This window comes from Sphingorhabdus sp. SMR4y, from assembly GCF_002218195.1.
Taxonomy (GTDB): Bacteria; Pseudomonadota; Alphaproteobacteria; order Sphingomonadales; family Sphingomonadaceae; genus Parasphingorhabdus.
Genome location: NZ_CP022336.1, coordinates 1545001 through 1568723, shown reverse-complemented (window position 1 = coordinate 1568723; position 23723 = coordinate 1545001). Strand labels below are relative to the sequence as shown.

The window sequence follows — 23723 nt, the reverse complement described above, 5'->3', positions numbered from 1 at the left end:
GCGGCTGCGCGCATCCGTCCCGCCGAGGCTGCGGGCCTGCTACCGGCTGCTTCCCTGGTCGGCGATACTGGCCAGCCGCAGTGCCATGCCGCTCCCGTCTGCCTGCCAGTCAATGGAGGCGCCGAGCGAGGTGGCCAGCGAACTGATGACCCTGGTTCCCAGCCCCGAATTGGCAGCCGCCCGCTCCGCATCCTGCGGGCCGGCCGATCCGTTGTCCCTGCAGACAATCGACCAGTGGTCATTCTCTATCGCAATCTCGCATGCGATCGTGCCGCCGGCATCGGCGAGTCCGTGCTTGACGCTGTTCGACACGAATTCATTGAAGATCAGCAGCAGGCCATTGGCGAGATGCGGGCTGGCATGATCACCGCTTACCGCGACCGACAGCGATACCCCGTCGGGCAGCAATTGCTGAAGATCGAGGCTGACGCGGCGGAACAGCGAGGCCAGATCGACCAGTTGCCCCTGTTCCAGATCGTGCAGTTCGGCGTGCAGGGAGGAGAGCGAGCGGATCCGCAGGCTTGCATCCTCGAGCGCCAGCCGCACTTTCTCGTCCGGCGCCGCGCGGGCCTTCATCGAAAACAGCGAGCCGATCGAGGCCAGCGAATTTTTCACCCGATGATCGATTTCGCGGCGCAGCACCTGCTCCCTTTCCAGCGCCTGGCGCAGGTCCAGTTCGCGCATCACCTGGTGCGAGAGGATCCGGATGACCTTGCGCTGCTGTTCGCTGAGCACGCGCGGCTTGTTGTCGAGCACGCACAGCGTGCCCAGCGGCAGGCCGTTGGCCGCCTTCAGCACCGCTCCGGCGTAGAAGCGGAAGCCGTCTTCGCTGGTGCACAGCGGATTGTCGGCCATCCGTTCATCGGCGAGCGTGTCGGGAATCTCGACAAAATCGCCCTGCAGGATCACATGGCCGCACAGGCTGGTATCGATTGGCGTCGAGCGCACGCCCAGCCCGACCTCGGCCTTGAACCACTGCCGTCCCTCGTCGATGAAATTGACCACCGACACCGGCGCATCGCACAATTGCGCCGTCAGCTCGACGATCTCGTCAAACGCCTGCTCGCGGTCGGTGTCGAGTATGCCATAGCGGCGCAGTTCGCGGAGGCGCTCGGCCTCCTGGGGATGGAGTTCGGGTTTCATCGCCTTGCGATAGCATAATGACCGGCAGAAGAAAGTGACTCCGATGACGGCCGCCATTTTTTCACTGGCCCTTGCGCACTACCGGCCGCACATCCGGCGCACCGCGGGCTCCTCTCGACCGCTTTTGCGCATCGCCGGGAAACGGTTCGCCGCAACAGCCGCTCGGGCTGCCTGCAGAAGCGGCCTGTTTTGCCGCTATGTTCATCCGGGCGACAGGGTGGCGCGGCCAGTCGGATGGCTATTCGTTCACAGGCGGTGCCAGGGCCGCCCCGACCGCGCCGCAAACCGAAAGGAAGACTGACAGGCGGCGTCCCATCATCACCGGTCCGGCCGGAGCCACTGCCACGCGCACGGTTCAGCCGGACAGATTCGACCAAAGGAGAAGAATAATGAACAGCATTTCCCACACCAGGACCGCAGGCCTCCTGCTCGCCTCCGCCGCTCTGCTGACCCCCGGCAGCCTGCTGGCGCAGCAGGAATCCGGCGAGGATATCATCGTTTCCGGCCAGCAGGAAATCGATCTCGCCACGGCGATGTCCGAAGCCCCCGCCGGGCCGGAACTGGAAGGCATCATCTCGGCCCGCCGCGACGACCGGCTGCAGATCGCGACCGACGATGGCACCCGGACCGTCATCGGTTTCAACGAAGTGACCGAGATCAAGGCCAGCAAGGGCCTGTTCGGTCTCGGCCGTGAAAGCCTCGGCGGCGAAGCGCTGCTCAACGGCCTGCCGGTCACCGTCAAGACGGTGCAACTGGGCAATGATCTGGTGGCCAGCGAGATCAGGCTGAAGGACAGCGATCTCAAGACCGCCAATATGATCCACAGTGCCACGGAGCAGGGCTTTGCCGAACAGAGCGCCGCGACCGAAGCGCTGCGCAGCCGGGTCAGCGATATCGACCAGTATAATGTGAAGGGCACGACCAACGTCTATTTCGACACCGGCAAGGCAAAGCTCTCCGCCAGCGGCAAGGCCGACCTGTGCGCCACCACCGCGGCCGCGGAAGACATGAACAACGCGCTGATCCTGGTCGTCGGCTATACCGATTCGACCGGCGATTATGACTATAACCAGCAGCTCAGCGAGAAACGCGCCAGCCGCGTGGTCAATTATATCCAGCAAAATTGCGGCTGGAAGCCCTATCGCATGCTGACTCCGACCGGCATGTCCGAAGCCGACCCGATGGCCAGCAACGACACCGCCAGCGGCAAGGCGCAGAACCGCCGCGTCGCGGTCAATATCCTGGTCAGCAAGGGCCTGGACGGTATCTGAACGGGCCGGTATCTGAACGGGCCGGTATCTGAACGGACCGGCCTGGCAACCGGGCCGATCCACAGCGCGGGGCGGCGATGTCCGCCCCGTTGCCTTTTCGTCTGGCGCTGAAACCGGCCGGGGCAACACCCGCGGCAGCCGGTTCAGCCGCCGTGGCGCGGTTCGCGTCTGCGATCCCCCTTGCGCCGCTCTCCGCGGCGGCGTTCCGGTCCCTTGTAATTTGGATCGTCATGGACCCGCCGGTCCCCTTTGCGTCGGTCGGCGGGTGATCCACCCTCTCCATTCTCACTCGACATGCCCTGTTCCTCTCCGAACAATTATACGGCGTTTCAACAGTTTATTGTAAGTACCGAAGACTGTAAACCAAAAGCGCGACAGCCTCCTGTGGCCGCGTCTTTCCGGCCATATCAGCCCTGCCAGCCCCGCGTTCCAGCCTCCGCACGCTCGCCTCTTCCCGCATCAACGCCCGACAATCGCCAGCCCGGTTGCCGGGCTAGGGAGGCCCGCCGGGCTGGCGTCGCGCTGTCTGGGGAGGGGCAGATCAGCGCGATTAGCTGACGTCGGTGGTCCGCAGATAGGGCCGGTGCTCGGTCCAGCCTTGCGGGAATAGGCCTTTCGCCTCTTCGTCGCTGATCGACGGCGGGATGATCACTTCCTTGCCGATCTGCCAGTCGGCCGGCGTCGCGATCCGCTTGCGGTCGCTCAGCTGCAGCGCGTCGATGACCCGCAGGATCTCGTCAAAATTCCGCCCGACGCTCATCGGATAGGTCATCGTCAGCCGCACCTTCTTGTCGGGATCGATGATGAACACCGACCGGACCGCCGCGGTCTCGCTCTCGTCGGGATGGATCATGTCGTACATCTTGGCGATCGCCAGATCGGCATCGGCGACAATCGGGAAGGTGAGGTTGGTATTCTGCGTGTCGTTGACATCGGCAATCCACTTGCGATGTTCGTCGGCGGTGTCGGTCGACAGGCCGAGCGGCTTGGTGTTGCGCGCGTCGAACTGTTCGGCGAGCTGCGCCGTGCGCCCCATTTCGGTGGTGCAGACCGGGGTAAAGTCGGCCGGATGGCTGAAGAAGAAAACCCAGCTGTCGCCAGCCCAGTCGTGCAGGCTGATCTCGCCGTTCTGGGTGTCGACGGTAAAGTCGGGGGCGGTGTCTCCAATATGCAATGTCATGTCATTTCCTTTCTGATGGTGAAGAGCTTTTACCGCCCCGATCCGGAAATATCCAATTCATTTACTCAATTACATTAAGTGAACAAGTAAATATGAGGAGCAGCCGGAAAACACACCCCCGCCGTCACCGCGAAGAGCCCAAGACGACGCGGCAATCCGGCACGCCAAAAGACGCAGCGGATCGCTCCGCCACCCGCAAGTCTGGCAATCCATCCTGATCCGTCCGGCAAAGGCCGCGGTATCATCAGCCTTCAGGCCGATGCCGCACCATCACCCGAAGCCGCAGCCAGCCCGCTCAGCGCGGCTTCCTGGCGATCGTCGCGTTGAAGTCCGGGTCCTTTTTCGCCACCCAGTCGACAAATTTGCGCACCGCCGGATCGGCGAGCAGCCCCTCGACGTCCATCCCGTGGCGCTGCAGCTCGCTGTTGCTGAACTGGGTGATCAGCATCTTCTGGCAGATCGCATGCATCGGCACCGTATCGCGCCCGCCCCGGCTTTTCGGTATCGGGTGATGCCAGACAATCGTCTCCCCGGTCGGCCGCGCGCACAGCCAGCAATCCGGAGCCTCCGCTGGAGCTTCCTCCGGAGCGTCGGGCTGATCCTGCCAGCCACCCCGTTTCGAATGTTTGCGGGCCATGTTTTGGGGTCTCGGTTGGTGGGAGGTGAGGGGCTTGCCTAGGGAGACGCGGGTGGGATTGCCAGACAAAGATTGGCTGCTGGTCCATGTCCGATGTCGCAGCTTCCGGTTTCGAGTCGCGGGAGCGAACGGTCGGCAAGCAAACGAAAGCAGTCATTCCGGCGCTTGCGGCAGATGACCGAATTCCGCCTTTGCCGCGTCCATGCCAATCCACCGGTTGTGGGAGAGCGGAATATATTTGTGAGGTCCGAAAATAAAGTTTATGAAAATCAGGCCGGTACGCGCATTCAGCCGACGCGCACCGACCCGCCCATTTGACGGTCGAAGGAGTTTGGAAATGAAGACCAATGAAAGTGAAGCAAACGTACCGACGGTTATAAAAAAATATGAAAAGCCTGCGCTGATCGAACTGACGCACACGCTTTTAACCGAAGGCAAGGGCTTCCCGGTCAGTACAGAGGACACAGCCTTTGGATCGCCCATCGGCCCCAGCTAGCGCCGGACTTCTGGATTACAGCGAATTCACCAATGACAGCGCATATATCCGCGATCTGGTCAAACGCGACCAGTCGCAGCAAGGCCGGCTGGCCACGTTGCGCGCCGCAATAGCCGAGGGCCTCGCCAACGGCACCAGCGACTAGTCGCTGGGCGATATATGGACTGCCGCCGAAGACCGCGCCACAAATGGCTGACCTGCGCCCGATCAGGCGCGCCGCCAGCGACCTGGCCGAAATAGCCGATTATACGATTGCCGAATTCGGCATCGATCAGGCCCGGCGCTATCGCGACCAGTTGCAGGCCTGTTTCCAGTCCCTGCTCGCCAACCCTGCGCTCGGCCGCAGCGCGGAGGAAGTCGCCCCGGACCTGCGCCGCATCCGCCAGCAGGCGCATGTTGTGTTTTACAGGGGTGAGCGGGAGGGGCTGTTTATCGTGTGGGTGGTGCAGCACGGGGTGGATTTTGAGCGGGAGTTTTAGGGCAGCGGTGGCGGCGCACTTTTTTCTGAGGTCATCATCACGAAGATAAAAGTGCACTATAGATAGAGATAGGTTACGTCATGATCAGCGTATAACTCTATTGGACTAAACACATTGCTAATATCTCCACGATTGACGGATTATCACGGTATCCTCATTCCTCAAAGTGAACTAGATTTTGCGATTCCGCACTTTGAAGAAGATATCCCTTTATACCTTGATCCATTCCTTCTTTGGGCATCTCCGGCTCAACAAGATCAAATGTTGCATACGGGGCTTATCAATGCCTTCAATCAGTTGGGCCACTCTTACTGCAATGGACAGGAGGCGGAGGCGATTGAAAACCTAATCAAAGCATCAGAATGCGATGAAGTCGGATTGGGTTCCTCTGCGAGGCGAAAAGGGAAAAGGATAGGGAAAGAGAAAGCAGTCGAAGTATTAGAACTTTTTAAGATTATACCTCGGTATAGAGATCAGGGGTTCCGGCACTTCGAAGAAATTCAATTCTACACAGAGGGAATTTCAAAAGATAGAATCAGTGATATCGCGTGCAATTTTTTGAAGTCTTTTTTGATTGATTTTACGATCGACCAATGTGCGAAACTCGGAATACCAACCGAAATGTGTACTGTCGCTGACCTTTATGATTACCGAAAAAATGGGTTTGAAGAAGCCGAGAATATACAGCTGCCAAACCATCCTCAAACCAATCAACCTTTGATTTTGGTACCAAAGCGATGGCTAAGGTTCACTCCTTGGATTAATTATGATGACTATTTCAAAAGTCATTGCCCGTTGGATGATATCTCTCACGACGTCGAGGATATTGGACGTATTGAAGTCTTGAATTACAATAGGGAAAATTACGGTGCTATTGATAGCTACATCACCAGAAAAGAGCGCACTGGTAATGATTGTCAGAACGATCCCTTATTTTCGCAGATACCAATCGTTTCAGCCAAACGAAAATTAAAACTCATTGCAGGTTTGCCTACCGGAAAGACTGATAACGCCGACCAAGATTACGAGAATGCTATTTGCGAACTTCTGCCCTCGCTACTCTATCCGCAATTGGATTTTGCTCAGGCACAAAGTAGAACCGATAGCGGATCGCAAATACGCGATTTAATCTTTTATAATAATCGTTCGAACGAGTTCTTGAAAGATATCATGGATCAGTTTGATTCGAGACAGTTGGTTTTTGAAATGAAGAATGTTGGTGCAGTTAGCAGAGATCATATCAACCAATTGAACCGATATATGACCGATACACTTGGAAAATTTGGGATATTGGTGACGCGCAATCGTTTATCAAGGGCACGGTTTCAAAACACTATTGATCTGTGGAGCGGCCAGCGGCGTTGTATAGTCACATTGCTCGATGAAGATATTGCACAAATGGTTGAGTTGTTTGCTAGCAAACAGCGACTACCTTTAGACGTGGTAACAAAAAAATATGTTGAATTTTCTAGGGCCTGTCCAAGTTAGGAATCGCTGTGAATATTGAAGATGTCGAACAACTAGAAAAAGTCACCGGGCAGTTAGAAGGATTGCACAGAGAATTTTCTCTTTTGGCCAAAAAGTCATCCACAGACGCGTTGAATGGATTCAAGTTAAAAATTTTGAACGGTTTTCTATCCGTTGCAAATGAGATTTTGGGGGCCGCTTATAAACCGATAGAAGAGTTCGACTTGTTCGATCCTGACGATGTTCCGAGTAACAGCGATGCAACCGTAGTCCTAACTTCGTATTTGGAAGAATTAGAACGTTATCGCAGTGACAATATAGAGAATCTCTCGGGTTATTATTTTTACATCTTTGACGACGATACTCGTGTCCGCACAAACCCTCCAAAAAGATTGCAAAACAAATGAAAATGCAGAGCTCTACTACCAAGGAGAAAGCGGAAGCTTATGATGGGGTCGCGTCAGCCTTTCTGCATATGCACAAAGAACTGAAAGCTCTTGGAATGAAAAAACCAGCTGACACTCTCAGCGAATCGAAAGTTAAATTCATCAATAGAATTCTTGAAGACATAAAATCCTTCACCCACGACGAACCAGAAAGCAAGTACCTTGATCTTCTAGATGACGAAGTGCTTCCTCAATACAGTGATGCAATTTTAGTTATGTCTCAGTATGAGGGTGTATTATCTGCATTTCACAATAGATATCACGGTTGGGATGGAAAAGAACACCGTTGGTTTGTCAGCTAGTAAACGTCATTAGTATTTCTGCTATTAATCGCTAGATTATATTCGACACAACCTACAGTTGAGCCGCTTGCTCGTGGCTTAATCCGTGACAATGCGGGCAGCTTGGAGTCGAGACAATGAAGCACAAAGATTTTATTGGCATCTTGAAAGGCGTCAAGGATGCGACCGCCTTCGTTCAGGGCAAGCGATTCCGCGCGCGCATTGTGCCGGAAGCAAAACCTAATAAGGCGGCGCATCCAACCCAGCCGCACTCTTCGTAAATATCTCGTTCCCGTCCTCGGTAATCCCGATACTATGCTCGAACTGCGCCGTCAGCGACCGGTCGCGGGTCACCGCCGTCCAGCCATCATCCAGCATCTTGCAGGCATATTTTCCGATATTGATCATCGGCTCGATGGTGAAGAACATGCCGGGGCGCAGTTCCGGGCCGGTGCCGGGGCGGCCGGCGTGGACGACTTCGGGGGCGTCGTGGAACATCTGGCCGAGGCCGTGGCCACAGAAATCGCGGACCACCGAATAGCGGTGGGCTTCGGCGTGGCTCTGGATCGCGTGGGCAACGTCGCCCATCCGGTTGCCCGGGACCGCCTGCTCGATGCCGAGCATCAGGCATTCATAGGTCACCTGGACCAGCTTGCTTGCCTTGATCGGGGTCTTGCCGACCAGATACATGCGGCTGGTGTCGCCGTGCCAGCCGTCGACGATCACGGTCACGTCGATATTGACGATATCGCCCTCGTTGAGCTTCTTGTCACCGGGAATACCGTGGCAGACGACATGGTTGATCGAGGTGCAGCAGCTATGGGTAAATCCGCGATAGCCTAGGGTCGCGGGGACCGCGCCGGCGGCAAAGGCCTGCTGGCGGACCATGTCGTCGAGCGCGCCGGTGGTGACGCCGGGGACGACATGCGGGACCAGGCTGTCGAGGATATCGGCGGCGAGGCGTCCGGCCTTGCGCATGCCTTCAAAAGCTTCCGGCCCGTGCAGCTTGATCGCGCCGGTGCGGGATTGCGGGGTGGTGTCTTCTACGGTCATATAGTCTGTCATGCGGCCTATATAGGCATCGCGTGGCCGTTTGGCGAGACCCGAAATAGCGGTGATTTTTGCCGGATCTGAACCCGCTTGCCTCATGCGGCCCGCCCGGGGAACGGGGGAATCTGATCACCGTGAGGCCAGGCCGGTTGCAATATGGCCTGACCGGCCCCGGCCTGCCGCCCGTCCGCATCGCCCGTCCGCCGCGCCCGGATTATCGGGCCGGCCATCGGGCGGGCCATCACGCGTACCATCACGCGCACCCTCAATCAGGCGATCAGCCCGACTGGCGAACAAAGCCGGCCACCGGTACCAAATAACATATTCCCAAAGCGCCCGGCATCGCTCTATAGCAGCAGCATGAGCAATGAAAAAATCTGGACCGCCGCGCTGATCGTGATCGGCGACGAAATCCTCTCCGGCCGCACCCAGGACAAGAATATCGCCCAGGTCGCGAGCTGGCTCAACGTGCAGGGCATCCGCCTCGCCGAGGTCCGCGTGATCGCCGACGACATGGACCATATCGCCGAGGCGGTGAACATCCTGCGCGCGCGCAACGACTATCTCTTCACCACCGGCGGCATCGGCCCGACCCATGACGACATCACCGTCGACGCGGTCGCCGCGGCGCTCGGCGTCGAGGTCGTGATCCACCCGACGGCCCGCGCGATCCTGGAGCAATATTACGAGAGCCGCGGCGGCCTCAACGAGGGCCGGCTGCGCATGGCCCGCGTGCCCGAGGGCGCCGAGCTGATCGAGAACCGCATGTCCGGCGCCCCCGGCATCCGCATCGACAATCTCTATCTGATGGCCGGCGTCCCCCATATCACCGCCGGCATGCTCGACGCGCTGACCGGCACGCTCGAAGGCGGCGCGCCGCTCCTGTCCGTGACACTCGGCGCCTGGGCCCCGGAAAGCGAGATCGCCGACGTGCTGCGCCAGGCGGAAAAGGCGCACGAAAGCTGCGTCATCGGCAGCTATCCCTTCTTTCGCAACGGCACGGTCGGCGCCAATTTCGTCGTCCGCTCGACCGACCCGCACGACCTGGAAACCTGCCGCGTCGCGCTGAAAGCCGGGCTGGAAGAAGCCGGCTACGAGGTCACTGACGGCGGGATCTAGCGGCGGGGACCGTGCTACCGTTCGTCCTGAGCCTGTCGAAGGACATCTTTCGGCAATAGGGGCACTTGGTGGCGCTAGCCCGTGCTTCGACAAGCTCAGCACGAACGGTGGGGTAGCCCAACCATCACCATCTCACCGCAACAGCGTCGTCATCCTGAACTCGTTTACCTTGCGGTGGCCTTCGGCTCAGGACCCCACCGGCACAGCCCAATCTCACGGGATCCTGAACCAAGTTCAGGATGACGAGCTCACCCCACCCCCGTTCGTCCTGAGCTTGTCGAAGGACACTTCTAGACGACAGGTGCACTTCGACAAGCTCAGTGCGAACGGATTACGGCAGTCCGAGTCTTTCTGACGCTGGTCCAAGAGATATTTAAGGCAGTGCTGGGCATATTCCGTCATCAGGACCGAGAGATTTGAGGGTTTATCGGTCCCCTATTTGGGGATTGTTGCACCTGTCTCCGTAATTCCACCTGTCACCGTAATTCCTATTTTTCATCTATCCATTCGTGAGTAAAACATTACACATGCTTATTGAAAAAATTGTCGAAAAGGGGGGCAATATGGCGGTGAGTGGCGACAAACCTTTTGATCAGAGACTATGTGCTTTTTTCGGCGCTGATAAAGGTGCTTATTCGATTGTCACTCCGACAGAGGCAGATGATGGCCAGGTTACCCTTACGGGCGAAGAAAAAAAATTGGCCTTAAACTATTTCGGGGAAGCCGAGCTTTCCGAATATCGCGGTAATGATGAGGTGCTTGCTAGCAAAGGTTTAGATGCTCGGCGAGCTTTTAGACACTTCACTACCGGTCAAGTAGTGTATCCCAAGCTGAAATACGCCAAATCGAAAGGAACGGAACTTCGCCTTTACTTCAATGCAGAAGAATTCAAGGTGACTGAAGGAGAATTCTGGGGAATTTTCACAAAGAAAGGCGAGATCTGGATTTGTAATTTTAGTCAAAAGTTGTTCGGAGCCTTGAAAAATGACGAACTTCAATTTGATGATCGGCACTTGCTCGAAGCCGAAATCGACGACTTTCAAAGCGAAGCCAATAGTGCCGCCCCCGAGCAGATGGAAAGCCATTCTATGCAATGGAAGCGTGACCCGAAGATAGCCGCTGGCGCACTAAAGTCTAAAAATTACGAATGTGAAATCCATCCAGAATTCCCAACTTTCGTGTCTAGAGCAACTGGAAATCCATTCATGGAAGCACATCATCTTGTTCCTATGAAACTGCAGACGGTATACAAAGATGCTATTAATCTTGATACAATCGAGAATATATGTGTCCTTAATCCCCTATCTCATCGAATGTTGCATCACGGAAAGTTCGATGACATCGTCGATTCGTTGAACATACTCGTAAAGACAAGGCTCGATTTTATTCGATCACTCGATTTAGTAAGTGACGACATATTCGCTATGTACGGATAGTTTCTGGTCCTCCACGAACTTCAGCAAATGCCTGGTTTTTCGTGACAGATTTTTTCAAGATTTCGGCCATGGTTTGAGGTGAAATTCGTGTCTTTCCTTTTGTGGCGCATTCCCAAATACGAATAATTCCCCAACCTTCCGATACCAAAAGTTTTATGTTGGCTTGGTCTCGCTGAATATTGTTTTGGATTTTCGCCTGCCAAAATTCGGTTCTTGATTTAGGCAATCTGAATATAGCACAGTCTTTATGGCCATGCCAAAAGCAACCATCAACAAGGATAACCTTGTTCCATTTTCTTAAAACGATGTCCGGTTTTCCTGGAAGCGATTTGTCATGCAGCCGATATCGGAATCCCTGCGAATGAAGGATTCGCCGCACGATTAATTCGGGCTTCGTATTCTTCCCCGAAATCCCAGCCATCATTTTGCTACGCTTTTCGGGCGAAACAATGTCAACCAACAGCGATTTCTTTCTCGTTTTCCTGAACCGCAGTTTGAGATTGCAAAATATTTATCATGGACTTCGCAATTGATCGGATCACGGGGACGGATACCGAATTTCCGAACTGACGATAAGCTTGTGTATCCGAGACCGCCGAGACATCGAACCACTCAGGGAACCCTTGAATGTTTGCGCATTCCCGAGGTGTTAATTTTCTTGGATTTTTACCAAATTTACTTTGGTCGATCAGGATTTCCCGTCCGTCCTTATAATAGCGCGAGGTAATTGTATTACAGTGCTTGCTATCGTAGTTGAACACACTGTGGCCAAACCCGTTACCCTTCAACCGGTGCCGTTCCATCCGCTTTTCCAAACCAAGGAGTAGCTTGTCAGAAATGGTATATTTCTCTGGGATAGATTCAGGCGATTGAAGTGCATCGCCAAGTCTGGTTGTTTCAACTTTTCCTGACAAATTTTGGAAGAAATCTTTAAGGTCCAGTGCCGGAAATTCGTCTTTATCGAAGCCGACTATGTATATGCGTTCCCGGTTTTGAGGTACACCGAACTCGGTTGCTTTCAGAACTTTATACTCGACATTATAGTTCAGTTTCACAGACATGCTGCGCCGAGCTTCAGGACTCATCGGAACGTCGAGCGGGATCGAAGGCGTGTCTTCTCCCCTCAATATTTTTAATATTGTCTCTAAAGTACGGCCACCATCATGTCCGCGAAGTTGCTTCACATTTTCAAGAAGAAACGCTTTCGGCCTTTTAGTTGCCAACATACGCTGTATTTCGAAGAACATGGTTCCTCTGGTATCGGAAAAACCTCTCTTGAAGCCGGCCAACGAGAATGCTTGGCAAGGAAACCCTGCTAGCAAGAGTTCATGATCCGGAACAGACTTCGCGCTAATTTTAGTGATATCGCCTTGTGGAACTTCTCCGAAATTTCTTTCATAAGTCAGCTGGGCAAATTTATCCCATTCAGAAGTCAAGACACATGAGCCACCCAGTTCTTCGAACGGAATTCTAATTCCACCAATGCCCGCAAACAAATCTATAAATCTAAAGTTTTCGCGGGATTCTGACAAATGTTCAGGTAGGTTCCCTAATGCTTTTTCGACTGCGATCGCACGCTGAGTACCGATTGACGCACTTTCTATGTCATCTTTGGTGTACAAAACTTGGCTCCAAAATTGTTCGGTGACATCGGCATTGTTAATTGCATATCTACTTAATTCTGACAACTGTTTTCCTTTTGTTCACGCTGCCACCCATTGCCACTCCCACACCCATAAGCTAAAGCGCTCCCGAACCTGATTCATCAACCGTCTGCGCTGCCTACAACGCTCTCCCCATGCGGTTGAACCAACGATAAGAAAACGGAGCAAAGACCCATGACAACCACCGGCAAAGACACACTCGGCACCCGCTCGACGATGACCGTCAACGGCACCGACTACAGCTATTATTCGCTCGCCAAGGCGGCGGAAAAGCTCGGCAATATCGACCAGCTGCCCTACACGCTGAAAGTGCTGCTGGAAAATATGCTGCGCTTCGAGGATGGCGGCTTTACCGTGGACGCCAAAGACGCGCAGGCGGTGGTCGACTGGCAGAAGGAAGCCAAGAGCGCGGCGGAAATTCAATATCGCCCGGCCCGCGTGCTGATGCAGGATTTCACCGGCGTGCCCGCGGTGGTTGATCTCGCCGCGATGCGCGACGGGATCAAGGCGCTCGGCGGCGATGCTGAAAAGATCAACCCGCAGGTGCCGGTGCATCTGGTCATCGATCACTCGGTGATGGTCGACGAATTCGGCACGCCGCAGGCTTTTGAAAATAATGTCGCGCTGGAATATCAGCGCAACATGGAGCGCTATGAATTCTTGAAATGGGGTTCGCAGGCGTTTGACAATTTCTCCGTGGTGCCGCCGGGAACCGGCATCTGCCACCAGGTGAACCTGGAATATATCGCCAAGGCGGTCTGGTCGTCGAAAGATGCCGACGGCAATCTGGTCGCCTATCCCGACACCTGCGTCGGCACCGACAGCCACACCACGATGATCAACGGTCTCGGCGTGCTCGGCTGGGGCGTTGGCGGGATCGAGGCGGAAGCCGCGATGCTCGGCCAGCCGGTGTCGATGCTGATTCCACCGGTTGTCGGCTTCAAGCTGACCGGCAAGCTGGCCGAGGGCATTACCGCGACCGATCTGGTGCTGACCTGCGTGCAGATGCTGCGCGAAGTCGGCGTGGTCGGCAGCTTTGTCGAATTTTACGGTCCGGGCCTGAAGGAACTGTCGCTCGCCGATCGCGCGACCATTGCCAATATGGCGCCGGAATATGGCGCGACCTGCGGCTATTTCCCGATCGACGAAAAGACGCTGGAATATCTCGAGCTGACCGGCCGCAGCGCCGACGAGATCGCGCTGACCGAAGCCTATGCGCGGGAGCAAGGCTTCTGGCGCTATGACGAGACCACCAAGGACGCGATCTACACCAAGACGCTGGAGCTCGACATCAGCAGCGTCGTGCCGTCGCTCTCCGGACCGAAACTGCCGCAGCAGCGCGTGTCGATGAGTGAGCTGGACGAAGAGTTCAACCGCGACCTGCAGAAGGTCTTCGGGGTCGAGGATGACGGCAAGCGGGTCGATGTCGAGGGCAGCGATCATGGCTTTGCCCATGGCGATGTCGCGATTGCCGCGATTACCTCCTGCACCAACACCTCCAACCCGAGCGTGCTGATCGCCGCCGGTCTGGTCGCGAAAAAGGCGCGCGAAAAGGGTCTGCAGCGCAAGCCATGGGTGAAAAGCTCGCTGGCGCCGGGATCGCAGGTGGTGACCGACTATCTCAACAAGGCGGGATTGCAGGATGATCTGGACTATCTCGGCTTCAACCTGGTCGGCTATGGCTGCACCACCTGTATCGGTAATAGCGGTCCGCTGCCGGCGCCGATCAGCAAGGCGATCAACGACAATGGCATTGTCGCCGCGTCGGTGCTGTCGGGCAACCGCAATTTCGAGGGCCGGGTGTCGCAGGACGTGCAGGCCAATTATCTCGCTTCGCCGCCGCTGGTTGTCGCCTATGCGCTGAAGGGCACGGTGCGTCTCGACATGTATGAAACGCCGATCGGCCAGGGCAAGGACGGCGAGGACGTGTTCCTCAAGGACATCTGGCCGACCAATGCCGAGGTCAACGCAGCGATGGGCGGGGCGGTCAACCGCGAGATGTTCATGAGCCGCTATGCCGATGTCTACAAGGGCGACGCGGCCTGGCAGGATATCGACGTCACCGGCGGCGACACCTATCAATGGCGCGCGGGCTCGACCTATGTTGCCAATCCGCCTTATTTTGAAGGCATGACGATGACGCCCGAACCGGTCGGCGATATCATCGAGGCGAAGACGCTGGCGCTGCTCGGTGACAGCATTACCACCGACCACATCTCGCCAGCCGGCGCGATCAAGGAGGACAGCCCTGCTGGAGAATATCTGAAAAATCATCAGGTTAGCAAGCAGGACTTCAATTCATACGGCTCCCGCCGCGGCAACCACGAAGTCATGATGAGAGGCACTTTCGCCAACATCAGAATCAAAAACGAAATGGCCGACGGAAAAGAAGGCGGTTACACCAAATATAACGGCCAGGTCATGCCGATCTACGACGCCGCGATGAAGCACAAGGCCGACGGCACGCCATTGGTCGTCATCGGCGGTGAGCAGTACGGCACCGGTTCCTCCCGCGACTGGGCGGCGAAGGGCACCAACCTGCTCGGCGTTCGCGCTGTCATCGTCGAAAGCTACGAGCGGATCCACCGTTCGAACCTCGTCGGCATGGGCGTTCTTCCCTTGCAGTTCGCCGAGGGTTTTGATCGCGAACTCCTCAGCCTCGATGGCAGCGAGAGCTTCACGATCAAGGGCGTCGCAACGCTGAAGCCGTTGCAGGAAGTCGAAGTCGAAATGACCCGCGCCGACGGCACAACCTCGACCTTCCAGACGATCTGCCGGATCGATACCGCCAATGAAATGGAATATTTCCTCAATGGCGGCATACTGCATTATGTGCTGAGAAATCTCGCGAGCTAGTCAGTCGCATCAAATTGTGCATAGTCGGGGCATAGGAGAGAGACTCTATGCCCCGACTGCGCGAAATTCCCCGGTCCGAGGTGACCGATGACTATGTCCTCGGTCTCTATAACATCCTGTTTGGCGATCGCGATCCGGTGGCAGAACCCGGCACCGCAACCGGCACGCCGGGCAACTGGTGGACCGTCTTCGCGCAGGTCCCCGACGCTTTCAAACATACCAGCGAGGGTTTCGGTTTCTACCGATCGTCCAGTCGCAAACTCGACCCCAAATTGCGCGAACTCGGCCAGATTCGTGCCGGCTATGCGGTGGGATCGCAATTTGTCTATTCCCAGCACAGCAAGGCGATGCGCTTCGAAGGCTATTCTGAGGAGCAGGTTCGGGCCATTCCCCACTGGCAGGTGGCCGATTGCTTCGACGATGTCGAGCGGGCGGTGCTGGCCTATGCCGATTGTCTGGTGCTCGAGCGGGGCAGGGTGTCCGACGGTGTCTTCGCCGCGCTGAAAAAATATCTGAGCGAAGTGGAGATACTCGAACTCACCTACATCACCTGCACCTATATGATGCACGCAGTGATGAGCCGGGCGCTGAAACTGGAATTTGACGACGTCCCGGAGCGCGTTGTCGAAGTGCCCGCACCGGATGGCGCGACTGCCGATGTCATGGGCATGGTCGACAAGCGGACGGGGGCGGATCAATGAGCTATCATCACCTGGCACTGGCGGCGAAGGACATGAAAGCCATCCACGCATTTTACGAAGGCGTAATGGGGTTCGAACTGGTCAAGGTCGAGATCGCACCGGTCATGGGCGGCGGCTGGGGCAAGCATTTCTTTTACCGGATGGACGGCGACGACAGCCGGTTCATAGCTTTCTGGGAGCTCAAGGACACGCCGGACGAAGCGGGATATTCTTTCGATCTCAACAAGGCGGCCGGAACGCCGCAGGGTACGAACCATTATAGTTTTGCCGTCGATACGGCAGAGGAGCTTATTGCCTGGCGCGAGAAATGGAACGCCGCCGGTCTCGATGTGCTGGAGATCGACCACAATTGGTGCCACTCGGTCTACACCCGCGATCCCAATGGCAATATGGTGGAATTCTGCCTGACCACCGGCTCGTTTACCGATGCTGACCGCGAGCGCGCTCTGGCGGCACTCGACGAGCGTGAGATGATCCCGTCACCGCCGCCGGCAATGATGAAACAGTGGCTGGCAAAAGAGGCCTAGCTGGCGACAAAGAGCTCCGGCTTGGTGCTGGCGGTGTTGTTGTGCGCATGCAGGCCGCTCAGGATCGTGTTGATCACGATTCTCAGCCGCTCTTCGGTAGCGAGATGCATCATCTGCATCATCAGCTTGGGATTGCAGAAAGGCTGCATCATGGTGTTGACCAGTGACACGACGCTGTCGAGATCCAGACCCTTGAAATAACCCTTTTCCATGGCCTCGGCGAGAATCGAGGCCATATAATGATCGGCCAGATCGACATAGCCCTTGATCACGTCAAAATGCTCGTCACCGAGTTCCATATAGGATTCGAAAAGTTCGGGATCGTCCTCGTAACGCGCCCGTTTGATGACGACACGTCTGGCGAAAAACTGGTAGAGTTTCTCTTCCACCGGCATGTCGGCAGACACCAGCTCTTCCATGATGGCAAGCAATTCGGCGAACCATTCTCCCGCCATGGCTTCTGCCAGCGCATCCTTGTTCTCGAAAAAGCGGTAGAGGTTGGAGGGTGACATGCCGACCGCGGTCGCCAGATCACTCATCGTGAAGCTGATCGCGCCTCTTTCCTCGATCATCTTGTCGGCGGCGGCAATGATCTTTGCCCGCGTGGCGGCAATGTCGGTTTCGGGACGTGGCATAGGACGGCTCCTCCCAAGAGTTCCTGGCGTGGCATGATAGCCGCAGTGATCTATATAGGCGATACAGTTCTCTGATAAAAGACGAAACACTTCATTTTTCAATTACCCCCGAGATCATCTTTGACTATTCGTCATCATTTTTCGCGGCTAAAGTAACGCTATGACAGACAATCAGGCAAATGCGGCAGGTCCGGAAGCTTTGAAACCCAAGTCCTCATCCGGTCTGCTGGATCCGGTTACCGGGAGCATTCGCCTGTTTCGTCGCTGGTGGCGAATGGTCGTCCGCGCCGATGTCGAGCAGCAGGCAGTGATCGACAAGGTCCGGGAGGACAGCGGTTTTACGCCTCATTTCGCTTTCATGACTTCGATGTCGGCCGGCATTGCCATATTGGGCTTGCTGCTATCGTCTCCGGCTGTCGTCATCGGCGCCATGCTGCTTTCACCGTTAATGGGGCCAATCATGGGGGCGGGCTTTGCGCTCGCCGTCGGCGATTCTGCCTGGTTGCGGGAAAGCGGCAAGGCAATCGTGTTGGGAAGCATCATCTCGATCCTGTTTGCCGGACTGGTGGTGACTCTGTCGCCGCTACAAACGGTTACCGCCGAAATTGCAGCTCGCACACGGCCCAATTTGTTCGATCTGCTCGTCGCGCTTTTCTCCGCGCTGGCTGGTGCTTATGCGATGATCCGCGGGAGAATGGGGACGATCGTCGGCGTTGCGATCGCCACCGCCCTGATGCCGCCTCTAGCGGTTGTCGGTTTCGGGCTGGCAACCTTCAACTGGGCTGTCTTTGGCGGCTCGTTGCTGCTTTTCTTCACCAACCTGATGACGATTGCGCTGACCGCGACTGCCATGGCCTGGCTTTACGGCTTTCGGTCCTATTTGTCCGAACGGCAATCGCAGTTCCAGATCGCTGCCATGGTGGTGGTTTTCATCGCGCTGGCGATCCCGCTGGGCCTTTCGCTGCGCCAAATCGCCTGGGAGGCGAATGTCTCGCGCTCCGCCAACGGATATATCAAGGACCAGTTCGGCAAGCGGGCGAGCGTATCGCAGATCGAGATTGATTTCGCTGCCGACCCGATCACCGTCAATGCCACGGTTTTCACGCCGACAATCATTGCCGGAGCAGCCGAACAGAGCTCGCGGGTCTTGAGCCGGTCTCTGGGGCGGTCGATCACGGTCAATGTCGACCAGTTCAAGGTGGAAACCGGTGAAGACGCACGGTCGGCGGAACTGGCTGCTGCAAAAACCCAGGCGCAGGCCCGGGAGGCCGAGATCCAGGTGACTCGATTGCGGGAGAATCTCGCTCTCATCGCCGGGGTGTCGGTCGATGATGTAACGCTGGACAGCAACAAGCGGCGCGCCGTCGTTGTTGCCAAGCCATTGCCGGGGGCGACACTCGCATCCTATCGGGCCCTCGAGCAACGGGTTGCGTCGGCTGCAAAGGGATGGATCATCAGGCTGCAGCCGCCGGCCATCGCGCTGCCGGTGGTCAGGATTGCAAATGGTGCAGTGGACCCTGCCTCGGGCGATAATCTTGATGTGATCATCTGGGCATCCGAGCGGATCGGCCTGCCATTGGGGATGAGCGGGACCGCTCCGGACAGGGCTGTGGCAAGGGAGGCCCTGATGGCCAGGAATATCGTCGTCGCCGAAGAGTTCGACAGAGGCATTTCGGACGCTGGCACACGCTTTCGCTGGCTAGCCCCGACCGACAGCGCCGGGCCGGCGCAATAGACATTTAGACGAGGTTCATTTTCAATGCGTTAGCATCGCGTTTCGATAGGGGAGAGACAATATGCGACCTTTTGTTCTTGCGGGATTGTTCTTGGCGACAACAACGTCGCCGGCACTCGGCCAGTCTTCGGGGCAGGGTGAGGTCTCGGTTACGATCTACAACAACAATCTGGCGCTGGTGCAGGATGTCCGGCAATTGGACATTCCCGCCGGCAGATCGGTTCAGGACTTTCCCGGCGTTTCCGGACAGATCCGGGCCGAGACGGTCAGCTTTACCGCTCCCAATACTGGCATTGTCGAACAGAATTTCGATTATGATCTGCTGTCTCCATCGAAGCTGATGGAGAAGGCGGTGGGCGAAACAATAACGATTGTGCGGATCAACCCCGCTACCGGATCCGAGAGCCGCGAACGGGCAAAGGTGCTGGCCGCCAATGGCGGCGTTGTCTTGCAAATCGGCAGCCGGATCGAAGTGCTGCGTGATGACCGCCTGCCGACGCGGGTGATTTTTGACAAAGTCCCCGATAATTTGCGGGCCCGGCCAACCCTGTCGGTGACCCTGAACAGTTCCCGCGCAGGCAACCGTCCCGCCCAACTCAGCTATCTGACTTCGGGTCTGGGTTGGAAGGCCGACTATGTGGCCCTGTTCGACGAGAAAGCCGGCAAAATGGACGTGCAGGGCTGGGTTACGCTGACCAACACTACCGGTACGACCTTCGACAATGCCAAAACCCTGTTGGTTGCCGGAACGCCAAATGTGAATGGTCGAAGCAATTATGCGTCGCGGAACAACATCCGCGGCGTCGGCATTGAATCGGTCGACCGGGAATCGTTGGGTGACTTCTATCTTTATCCGCTGGCGGCGCGCACGACCATTGCCAATGCCCAGACCAAGCAAGTCAGTTTTCTGGACGTGACCGGCGCTTCGGCACAGAAAAGCTATGAATATTCCAATCGCTGGCTTGGGTCCCAGGACGAACCGCAAAGCGTGGATACGGTGCTGGAATTCAGTTCTTCCAGCGATGGTGGACTGGGCGATGCGCTGCCCGCCGGCACCGTCCGGGTCTATATGAAGGATGCCGCTGGCCAGCCGCAATTTATCGGTGAAAACAATATCGGCCATACGCCGATGGGGTCGGAACTGGGGCTGAAAACGGGCGAGGCATTTGATGTCAAGGTGAAAGCGACCGTGGCCGAACGCCGGCGCCTGTCATCGTCGAAATGGCGCACCAGCATGAGCTACGAGCTGAGCAACGCGCGACCGGATGCGGTCACCGTGTCGCTAATCCAGAACGGTCTCGATTTTTACTGGGATGACACCCGCATCGTCAGCGAGAGCATGACCAGCAAGCGGCGATCATCGGATTCGGTGGTCTGGAAGGTACCCGTTCCCGCCAACGGCCGGACGACAGTCACGGCGGTCTTCGAGACCCGGTTCTGATATGGCGCGACGGACGCTTCTCGCGTTCCTGATCCTTGCGCTATCGGCCCCCGCCGAGGCGCAATCCGGTCTTGTGGGTCAGGTTGTGACGTCCCAACGACCGGAATCGGTCTCTGTCACGGTTTACCGAAGCCCGAACCGCGCGTCGCAAATCGCGATGAAATCGCGCTATCTTGGCGGCTATGCCCTGATTACCGAACAGCGGACGATTGATCTGCCCGAAGGCGAGGTGGATTTGCGGTTTGAAGGCGTCGCAGGCGGGATCATTCCGCAATCGGCAATTGTGACGGGCTTGCCTGATGATATTATCGAAAAGAACCGGGATGCGGCGCTGCTTTCACCGTGGGCATTGCTCAACGGATATCTGGGGCAGGGTGTTACGATCCGGCGGACCAGCGGGGCAACCGGTGAAACGGAAACATTCGATGCAACGATCCGGACCGATGCCAGCGGCGGGGTGGTGATCCAGACGGCAGATGGATTCGAGGCTTTACAATGTACCGGGTTGAACGAAGCCATTGTCTATCCGGCGATCCCGGGAGGGCTTTCGGCCAAACCCACATTGTCAGTAAAAAGCCGGGTGAAAGCAGCAACCCGTGCGACGGTGACCTTGTCCTATCTGGCAACCGGATTCGACTGGCAGGCCAATTATGTCGCCGATATTTCTGATGACGGTTCGAACCTGAACCTCTTTTCCTGGCTGACGTTGGCCAATGGTGATGAAACATCCTTTGTGCAGGCGCAGACCCAGACCGTTGCCGGGCAGCCCAACAAAGGGCGCGATACTATAGCCCGGGCGTCTGGCGGTAGCGTGAACCTGGCTTGCTGGCCGGACGGGACGAGCAGCGATATCATCGCGCAATATGTGCAGCGACGCGAAGCTCTTGGCGCTGTTCCGCCTCCCCCCGCACCAGCCCCGATGATGATGTCTATGGCGGCGGACAGTATAACGGTCACCGCGCGCAAGATGATGGCGGAGCAGGAAGATCTCGGTGATCTCAAGCTCTACCGTATCCCGGTGCCGGTCACGGTGGCGGCGCAAAGTCAGAAGCAGATCGCGTTTCTGGAGAAATCGGCCATTCCCTTCCTGCAGATTTACGAAAGCACGATCCGGGCAACCAATGCCCTGCCGGCCCGACCGATGGCGATTGTGCTGCGCTTCCAGAACCGGAAACGGGACGGGCTGGGCGTGCCGCTGCCAGCTGGACAGTTGGTCGCCTTCCGGGATGTCGACGGCATAAGGATGTGGCTCGGCGAGGGCAGTATTGATGACAAGGCGGTGGACGAGAAAGTTGAAGTTGCCATCGGGGCGAGCGAGCAGGTGAGGGCTGCACTGGAGCAATTGGCGCAGGTCGATGACGGGAAAAAACACGCGCGCGACATGCGACTCACCCTGACTAATGCTTCCCAGTCTGCCGCGCAGGTGGAAATCAAATTGCTCCGCAGCGATAGCGAGCGGTTCAGGAAGACCAGTCACAAGCTGACGCGCAAGGATGGTACGGATATCTGGAAGGTCACCGTGCCGCCCAGCAGTGAGCGGGTGCTGACCTATCGGGTCGAGCGGCGTAAATAGCCCCTAGCCGAGATATTTCTCTCTGGACGTTTCAGGGATCACGCGCGGATTGTGATTCTCGTCCAGTGCGACAAAGGTGAACAGGCCGCTGGTAACCGGCACGCGCTCTTCACCAAGATTGCGCGACGCGATCACGTCCAGCCGGATCGCGACCGATGTCCTGCCGATTCGCTCCACCCGGGCATAGACGGAAATCAGGTCGCGGGTCAGGATGGGGGCGATAAATTCCATTGCTTCGATCGCTACGGTGGCGGTTGAGCCCTGCGCTACGCGCGCTGCCATAATCCCGCCGGCGATATCCATTTGCGAGAGCACCCAGCCGCCGAATATATGGCCATTATTGTTCAGATCGCGGGGTTGCGGGGCAACTCGCAATACCGGCTGCATCTTCGCCAGTGCGTTCAGGTCATCCTTGCTCATCGGGGGAAATATCCTTTGATACGGGGTCATCGATCGATTCGTCATGGCCGGTGCCGCTTGAAAGAAACACCAGCCCCATCAGGCCAGCCATCAGCATCAGCGCAAAGGCAATGCCGGCTGCCGTGGCAAGATACATGTGGATTGATACGAAACCGTGCAGATAGAACAGGATCCCGAGAGACACGGCGACGCAGATCAGGGTGAATATCGCCATGCCGCGCATCAGTCGCCAATATCGGGCCCATGCAAAGCTGGCATATTGCGGATCGTCGAGGCGGGAATGCTGGGGCAAGGGGGGGACTCCGGTGGTTTTCAGTGCATTGAACGGGAATCCTGTTACCATCAAGCGCAATCACATTCAAAAATATGTTACAGACATGTTGGAAACAGAATCAGAACCGAGGAGAGGCGCAATGACCATAAATTCGATTTTGCAGGGACGCAGCGGCGAAATATATAGTTGCACCGCCGACATGTCGGTCTCGCAGGCCGTGGAGATTCTGGCCGAAAAAGGCATTGGCGCGCTGCCGGTGCTGGATGGCGACCATGTGGCGGGTATATTCTCGGAGCGTGATGTCCTTCACTGTCTCCGCAAATATGGTCATGACGCGATGGACCTTGCGGTTCGTGATGTGATGACAGCGGATGTGATCTCGGTCGAGCGGACGAAGAGCGTCATCGGCGCGCTGTCGCTGATGACCCGACGGCGGATTCGCCATCTTCCGGTGGTCGAGGAGGGCAAGCTGGTCGGCTTTGTCTCGATCGGTGACCTGGTCAAATACCGGATCGACAAGATCGAAAGCGAAGCCGCGGCGATGCGGGATTATATCCAGTCGGCCTAGAGTGTGCCGCTAGGACAGGGCAATGCCGTTCTGCGTCAGATAGGCCAGACTCGCTCTACGCAACGCCGTCGCGCGGTCGGTCGCATCGGAAAAGCGATCCCGATAGGCCTTGGAACGGACTTCAAGACTGAGTGGGATATCTGGCGGCAGCGCTTTGATAATATCTGCCACCGGCAGTTCCCCTTCGCCCGGACAGCTGCGCAAATCGACCGCGTCTTCCAGATAGGTTTCAAAGCTCGCGGTGCAGTCGGCATTGCCGTCGCAGATTTGCGTATAGGGCAATAAAGATGCTTCCAAATCTTCCAATTCCTCCGACCTGTGCCC

General features: G+C 56.8%; 27 protein-coding genes (1 of these 27 running past the window's edge). 16 read left to right on the top strand and 11 right to left on the bottom strand.

The features are described 5' to 3' along the window. Window positions 1-39: 39 nt before the first annotated feature. Window positions 40-1200, bottom strand: coding sequence for a sensor histidine kinase (locus SPHFLASMR4Y_RS07435; protein WP_260807114.1), 1161 nt, complete (start codon window positions 1198-1200; stop codon window positions 40-42). Between the two features lie 332 nt (window positions 1201-1532). On the opposite strand from SPHFLASMR4Y_RS07435, the gene SPHFLASMR4Y_RS07430 reads away from it, so the two are divergent. Then, complete coding sequence (locus tag SPHFLASMR4Y_RS07430; protein ID WP_089134754.1) at window positions 1533-2414, top strand: OmpA family protein; 882 nt, start codon at window positions 1533-1535, stop codon at window positions 2412-2414. Window positions 2415-2557: 143 nt separating this feature from the next. On the opposite strand, the gene SPHFLASMR4Y_RS17060 is transcribed toward SPHFLASMR4Y_RS07430, so the two are convergent. The 3 genes from SPHFLASMR4Y_RS17060 to SPHFLASMR4Y_RS07420 form a co-directional block, all read right to left on the bottom strand. Beyond that, on the bottom strand, window positions 2558-2710 hold the full coding sequence (locus SPHFLASMR4Y_RS17060; protein WP_186266071.1) for a hypothetical protein: 153 nt from the start codon (window positions 2708-2710) through the stop codon (window positions 2558-2560). 254 nt (window positions 2711-2964) lie between these two features. After that, window positions 2965-3594, bottom strand: coding sequence for a peroxiredoxin (locus SPHFLASMR4Y_RS07425; RefSeq protein ID WP_089132969.1), 630 nt, complete (start codon window positions 3592-3594; stop codon window positions 2965-2967). 295 nt (window positions 3595-3889) lie between these two features. Then, window positions 3890-4231, bottom strand: coding sequence for a hypothetical protein (locus SPHFLASMR4Y_RS07420; protein ID WP_089132968.1), 342 nt, complete (start codon window positions 4229-4231; stop codon window positions 3890-3892). 337 nt (window positions 4232-4568) lie between these two features. Between SPHFLASMR4Y_RS07420 and SPHFLASMR4Y_RS17055 the strand changes: the two genes are divergently transcribed. The 6 genes from SPHFLASMR4Y_RS17055 to SPHFLASMR4Y_RS07395 all read left to right on the top strand — a co-directional run bounded on the left by SPHFLASMR4Y_RS17055 (window position 4569) and on the right by SPHFLASMR4Y_RS07395 (window position 7421). Further along, window positions 4569-4727, top strand: coding sequence for a hypothetical protein (locus SPHFLASMR4Y_RS17055; protein WP_186266070.1), 159 nt, complete (start codon window positions 4569-4571; stop codon window positions 4725-4727). Further along, window positions 4702-4872, top strand: coding sequence for a type II toxin-antitoxin system ParD family antitoxin (locus SPHFLASMR4Y_RS17050; protein WP_186266069.1), 171 nt, complete (start codon window positions 4702-4704; stop codon window positions 4870-4872). The genes SPHFLASMR4Y_RS17055 and SPHFLASMR4Y_RS17050 overlap by 26 nt, the downstream gene beginning before the upstream one ends. A 43-nt stretch (window positions 4873-4915) precedes the next feature. Continuing rightward, a complete protein-coding gene (locus tag SPHFLASMR4Y_RS07410) occupies window positions 4916-5206 on the top strand; it encodes a type II toxin-antitoxin system RelE/ParE family toxin (protein WP_089132966.1) in 291 nt (96 codons plus the stop codon). Window positions 5207-5338: 132 nt separating this feature from the next. After that, the gene (locus SPHFLASMR4Y_RS07405) at window positions 5339-6694 is read left to right on the top strand and encodes a hypothetical protein (protein WP_222102954.1); all 1356 of its coding nucleotides are present in this window, start codon (window positions 5339-5341) and stop codon (window positions 6692-6694) included. Between the two features lie 8 nt (window positions 6695-6702). After that, on the top strand, window positions 6703-7080 hold the full coding sequence (locus SPHFLASMR4Y_RS07400; RefSeq protein WP_089132964.1) for a hypothetical protein: 378 nt from the start codon (window positions 6703-6705) through the stop codon (window positions 7078-7080). Beyond that, entirely contained in the window at window positions 7077-7421 is a 345-nt protein-coding gene (locus SPHFLASMR4Y_RS07395; RefSeq protein ID WP_089132963.1) for a hypothetical protein, read from the top strand. Before SPHFLASMR4Y_RS07400 ends, SPHFLASMR4Y_RS07395 begins: the two co-directional genes overlap by 4 nt. Window positions 7422-7640: 219 nt before the next feature. Here SPHFLASMR4Y_RS07395 and map read toward each other — a convergent pair whose 3' ends face one another. Further along, window positions 7641-8465, bottom strand: coding sequence for a type I methionyl aminopeptidase (gene map, locus SPHFLASMR4Y_RS07390; protein ID WP_089134753.1), 825 nt, complete (start codon window positions 8463-8465; stop codon window positions 7641-7643). Between the two features lie 345 nt (window positions 8466-8810). On the opposite strand from map, the gene SPHFLASMR4Y_RS07385 reads away from it, so the two are divergent. Together SPHFLASMR4Y_RS07385 and SPHFLASMR4Y_RS07380 are read left to right on the top strand one after the other, a co-directional pair. Further along, window positions 8811-9569 (top strand): competence/damage-inducible protein A, encoded by a 759-nt coding sequence (locus tag SPHFLASMR4Y_RS07385; protein ID WP_089132962.1) that lies wholly within the window; start codon window positions 8811-8813, stop codon window positions 9567-9569. A gap of 527 nt (window positions 9570-10096) precedes the next feature. Then, on the top strand, window positions 10097-11005 hold the full coding sequence (locus SPHFLASMR4Y_RS07380; protein WP_089132961.1) for a hypothetical protein: 909 nt from the start codon (window positions 10097-10099) through the stop codon (window positions 11003-11005). Here the strand turns inward: SPHFLASMR4Y_RS07380 and SPHFLASMR4Y_RS07375 are convergent. Together SPHFLASMR4Y_RS07375 and SPHFLASMR4Y_RS07370 are read right to left on the bottom strand one after the other, a co-directional pair. Continuing rightward, entirely contained in the window at window positions 10992-11465 is a 474-nt protein-coding gene (locus tag SPHFLASMR4Y_RS07375; protein WP_089132960.1) for a very short patch repair endonuclease, read from the bottom strand. The two genes, SPHFLASMR4Y_RS07380 and SPHFLASMR4Y_RS07375, sit on opposite strands and share 14 nt — an antisense overlap. Further along, window positions 11458-12693 carry a DNA cytosine methyltransferase gene (locus tag SPHFLASMR4Y_RS07370; RefSeq protein WP_260807113.1) on the bottom strand — a complete coding sequence of 412 codons (1236 nt, stop codon included), beginning with the start codon at window positions 12691-12693 and terminating at the stop codon, window positions 11458-11460. The genes SPHFLASMR4Y_RS07375 and SPHFLASMR4Y_RS07370 overlap by 8 nt, the downstream gene beginning before the upstream one ends. Window positions 12694-12843: 150 nt before the next feature. Between SPHFLASMR4Y_RS07370 and acnA the strand changes: the two genes are divergently transcribed. Genes acnA through SPHFLASMR4Y_RS07355 form a run of 3 tightly spaced genes read left to right on the top strand, consistent with a single transcriptional unit; the run spans window position 12844 to window position 16753 of the window. Then, window positions 12844-15525 carry an aconitate hydratase AcnA gene (gene acnA / locus SPHFLASMR4Y_RS07365; RefSeq protein WP_089132959.1) on the top strand — a complete coding sequence of 894 codons (2682 nt, stop codon included), beginning with the start codon at window positions 12844-12846 and terminating at the stop codon, window positions 15523-15525. A gap of 47 nt (window positions 15526-15572) precedes the next feature. Continuing rightward, window positions 15573-16226, top strand: a complete 654-nt coding sequence (locus tag SPHFLASMR4Y_RS07360) for a carboxymuconolactone decarboxylase family protein (protein WP_089132958.1) — start codon at window positions 15573-15575, stop codon at window positions 16224-16226. Further along, window positions 16223-16753: a VOC family protein gene (locus tag SPHFLASMR4Y_RS07355; RefSeq protein WP_089132957.1), complete on the top strand. Its 531-nt coding sequence runs from the start codon at window positions 16223-16225 to the stop codon at window positions 16751-16753. The genes SPHFLASMR4Y_RS07360 and SPHFLASMR4Y_RS07355 overlap by 4 nt, the downstream gene beginning before the upstream one ends. Here the strand turns inward: SPHFLASMR4Y_RS07355 and SPHFLASMR4Y_RS07350 are convergent. Continuing rightward, window positions 16750-17388, bottom strand: coding sequence for a TetR/AcrR family transcriptional regulator (locus tag SPHFLASMR4Y_RS07350; RefSeq protein ID WP_089132956.1), 639 nt, complete (start codon window positions 17386-17388; stop codon window positions 16750-16752). The two genes, SPHFLASMR4Y_RS07355 and SPHFLASMR4Y_RS07350, sit on opposite strands and share 4 nt — an antisense overlap. Window positions 17389-17548: 160 nt before the next feature. On the opposite strand from SPHFLASMR4Y_RS07350, the gene SPHFLASMR4Y_RS07345 reads away from it, so the two are divergent. From SPHFLASMR4Y_RS07345 to SPHFLASMR4Y_RS07335, 3 genes are all read left to right on the top strand, one after another. Beyond that, the gene (locus tag SPHFLASMR4Y_RS07345; protein WP_089132955.1) at window positions 17549-19123 is read left to right on the top strand and encodes a DUF389 domain-containing protein; all 1575 of its coding nucleotides are present in this window, start codon (window positions 17549-17551) and stop codon (window positions 19121-19123) included. Between the two features lie 61 nt (window positions 19124-19184). Continuing rightward, window positions 19185-20564, top strand: a complete 1380-nt coding sequence (locus SPHFLASMR4Y_RS07340) for a DUF4139 domain-containing protein (RefSeq protein ID WP_089132954.1) — start codon at window positions 19185-19187, stop codon at window positions 20562-20564. A 157-nt stretch (window positions 20565-20721) separates the two neighbouring features. Beyond that, window positions 20722-22137, top strand: coding sequence for a DUF4139 domain-containing protein (locus SPHFLASMR4Y_RS07335; RefSeq protein ID WP_089132953.1), 1416 nt, complete (start codon window positions 20722-20724; stop codon window positions 22135-22137). A 3-nt stretch (window positions 22138-22140) separates the two neighbouring features. Here the strand turns inward: SPHFLASMR4Y_RS07335 and SPHFLASMR4Y_RS07330 are convergent, their stop codons facing one another. Together SPHFLASMR4Y_RS07330 and SPHFLASMR4Y_RS07325 are read right to left on the bottom strand one after the other, a co-directional pair. Further along, window positions 22141-22557: an acyl-CoA thioesterase gene (locus tag SPHFLASMR4Y_RS07330; protein WP_260807112.1), complete on the bottom strand. Its 417-nt coding sequence runs from the start codon at window positions 22555-22557 to the stop codon at window positions 22141-22143. Next, the gene (locus SPHFLASMR4Y_RS07325) at window positions 22544-22849 is read right to left on the bottom strand and encodes a hypothetical protein (protein WP_089132952.1); all 306 of its coding nucleotides are present in this window, start codon (window positions 22847-22849) and stop codon (window positions 22544-22546) included. The genes SPHFLASMR4Y_RS07330 and SPHFLASMR4Y_RS07325 overlap by 14 nt, the downstream gene beginning before the upstream one ends. 121 nt (window positions 22850-22970) lie before the next feature. Between SPHFLASMR4Y_RS07325 and SPHFLASMR4Y_RS07320 the strand changes: the two genes are divergently transcribed. Next, window positions 22971-23399 (top strand): CBS domain-containing protein, encoded by a 429-nt coding sequence (locus SPHFLASMR4Y_RS07320; RefSeq protein WP_089132951.1) that lies wholly within the window; start codon window positions 22971-22973, stop codon window positions 23397-23399. Window positions 23400-23408: 9 nt separating this feature from the next. Here the strand turns inward: SPHFLASMR4Y_RS07320 and SPHFLASMR4Y_RS07315 are convergent, their stop codons facing one another. Beyond that, window positions 23409-23723, bottom strand: the 3' end of a protein-coding gene (locus SPHFLASMR4Y_RS07315; RefSeq protein ID WP_089132950.1) for a sugar phosphate isomerase/epimerase family protein. Its footprint extends 489 nt past the window's final position; the window shows 315 of its 804 coding nt (coding positions 490-804); its start codon lies off the right edge, out of view; its stop codon occupies window positions 23409-23411.

Excerpts from the sequence above, each read along its gene's own strand:
- SPHFLASMR4Y_RS07330 (WP_260807112.1), bottom strand. The coding sequence starts at position 22,557 with ATGAGCAAGGATGACCTGAACGCACTGGCGAAGATGCAGCCGGTATTG.
- SPHFLASMR4Y_RS07335 (WP_089132953.1), top strand. The coding sequence starts at position 20,722 with ATGAAATCGCGCTATCTTGGCGGCTATGCCCTGATTACCGAACAGCGG.
- SPHFLASMR4Y_RS07355 (WP_089132957.1), top strand. The coding sequence starts at position 16,223 with ATGAGCTATCATCACCTGGCACTGGCGGCGAAGGACATGAAAGCCATC.
- SPHFLASMR4Y_RS07395 (WP_089132963.1), top strand. The coding sequence starts at position 7,077 with ATGAAAATGCAGAGCTCTACTACCAAGGAGAAAGCGGAAGCTTATGAT.
- SPHFLASMR4Y_RS07360 (WP_089132958.1), top strand. The coding sequence starts at position 15,573 with ATGCCCCGACTGCGCGAAATTCCCCGGTCCGAGGTGACCGATGACTAT.
- SPHFLASMR4Y_RS07420 (WP_089132968.1), bottom strand. The coding sequence starts at position 4,231 with ATGGCCCGCAAACATTCGAAACGGGGTGGCTGGCAGGATCAGCCCGAC.
- SPHFLASMR4Y_RS07380 (WP_089132961.1), top strand. The coding sequence starts at position 10,097 with ATGCTTATTGAAAAAATTGTCGAAAAGGGGGGCAATATGGCGGTGAGT.
- SPHFLASMR4Y_RS07425 (WP_089132969.1), bottom strand. The coding sequence starts at position 3,594 with ATGACATTGCATATTGGAGACACCGCCCCCGACTTTACCGTCGACACC.
- SPHFLASMR4Y_RS07385 (WP_089132962.1), top strand. The coding sequence starts at position 8,811 with ATGAGCAATGAAAAAATCTGGACCGCCGCGCTGATCGTGATCGGCGAC.
- SPHFLASMR4Y_RS17060 (WP_186266071.1), bottom strand. The coding sequence starts at position 2,710 with ATGTCGAGTGAGAATGGAGAGGGTGGATCACCCGCCGACCGACGCAAA.
- acnA (WP_089132959.1), top strand. The coding sequence starts at position 12,844 with ATGACAACCACCGGCAAAGACACACTCGGCACCCGCTCGACGATGACC.
- SPHFLASMR4Y_RS07435 (WP_260807114.1), bottom strand. The coding sequence starts at position 1,200 with ATGGCGGCCGTCATCGGAGTCACTTTCTTCTGCCGGTCATTATGCTAT.
- map (WP_089134753.1), bottom strand. The coding sequence starts at position 8,465 with ATGACAGACTATATGACCGTAGAAGACACCACCCCGCAATCCCGCACC.
- SPHFLASMR4Y_RS17055 (WP_186266070.1), top strand. The coding sequence starts at position 4,569 with ATGAAGACCAATGAAAGTGAAGCAAACGTACCGACGGTTATAAAAAAA.
- SPHFLASMR4Y_RS07430 (WP_089134754.1), top strand. The coding sequence starts at position 1,533 with ATGAACAGCATTTCCCACACCAGGACCGCAGGCCTCCTGCTCGCCTCC.
- SPHFLASMR4Y_RS07350 (WP_089132956.1), bottom strand. The coding sequence starts at position 17,388 with ATGCCACGTCCCGAAACCGACATTGCCGCCACGCGGGCAAAGATCATT.
- SPHFLASMR4Y_RS07340 (WP_089132954.1), top strand. The coding sequence starts at position 19,185 with ATGCGACCTTTTGTTCTTGCGGGATTGTTCTTGGCGACAACAACGTCG.
- SPHFLASMR4Y_RS07410 (WP_089132966.1), top strand. The coding sequence starts at position 4,916 with ATGGCTGACCTGCGCCCGATCAGGCGCGCCGCCAGCGACCTGGCCGAA.
- SPHFLASMR4Y_RS07320 (WP_089132951.1), top strand. The coding sequence starts at position 22,971 with ATGACCATAAATTCGATTTTGCAGGGACGCAGCGGCGAAATATATAGT.
- SPHFLASMR4Y_RS07345 (WP_089132955.1), top strand. The coding sequence starts at position 17,549 with ATGACAGACAATCAGGCAAATGCGGCAGGTCCGGAAGCTTTGAAACCC.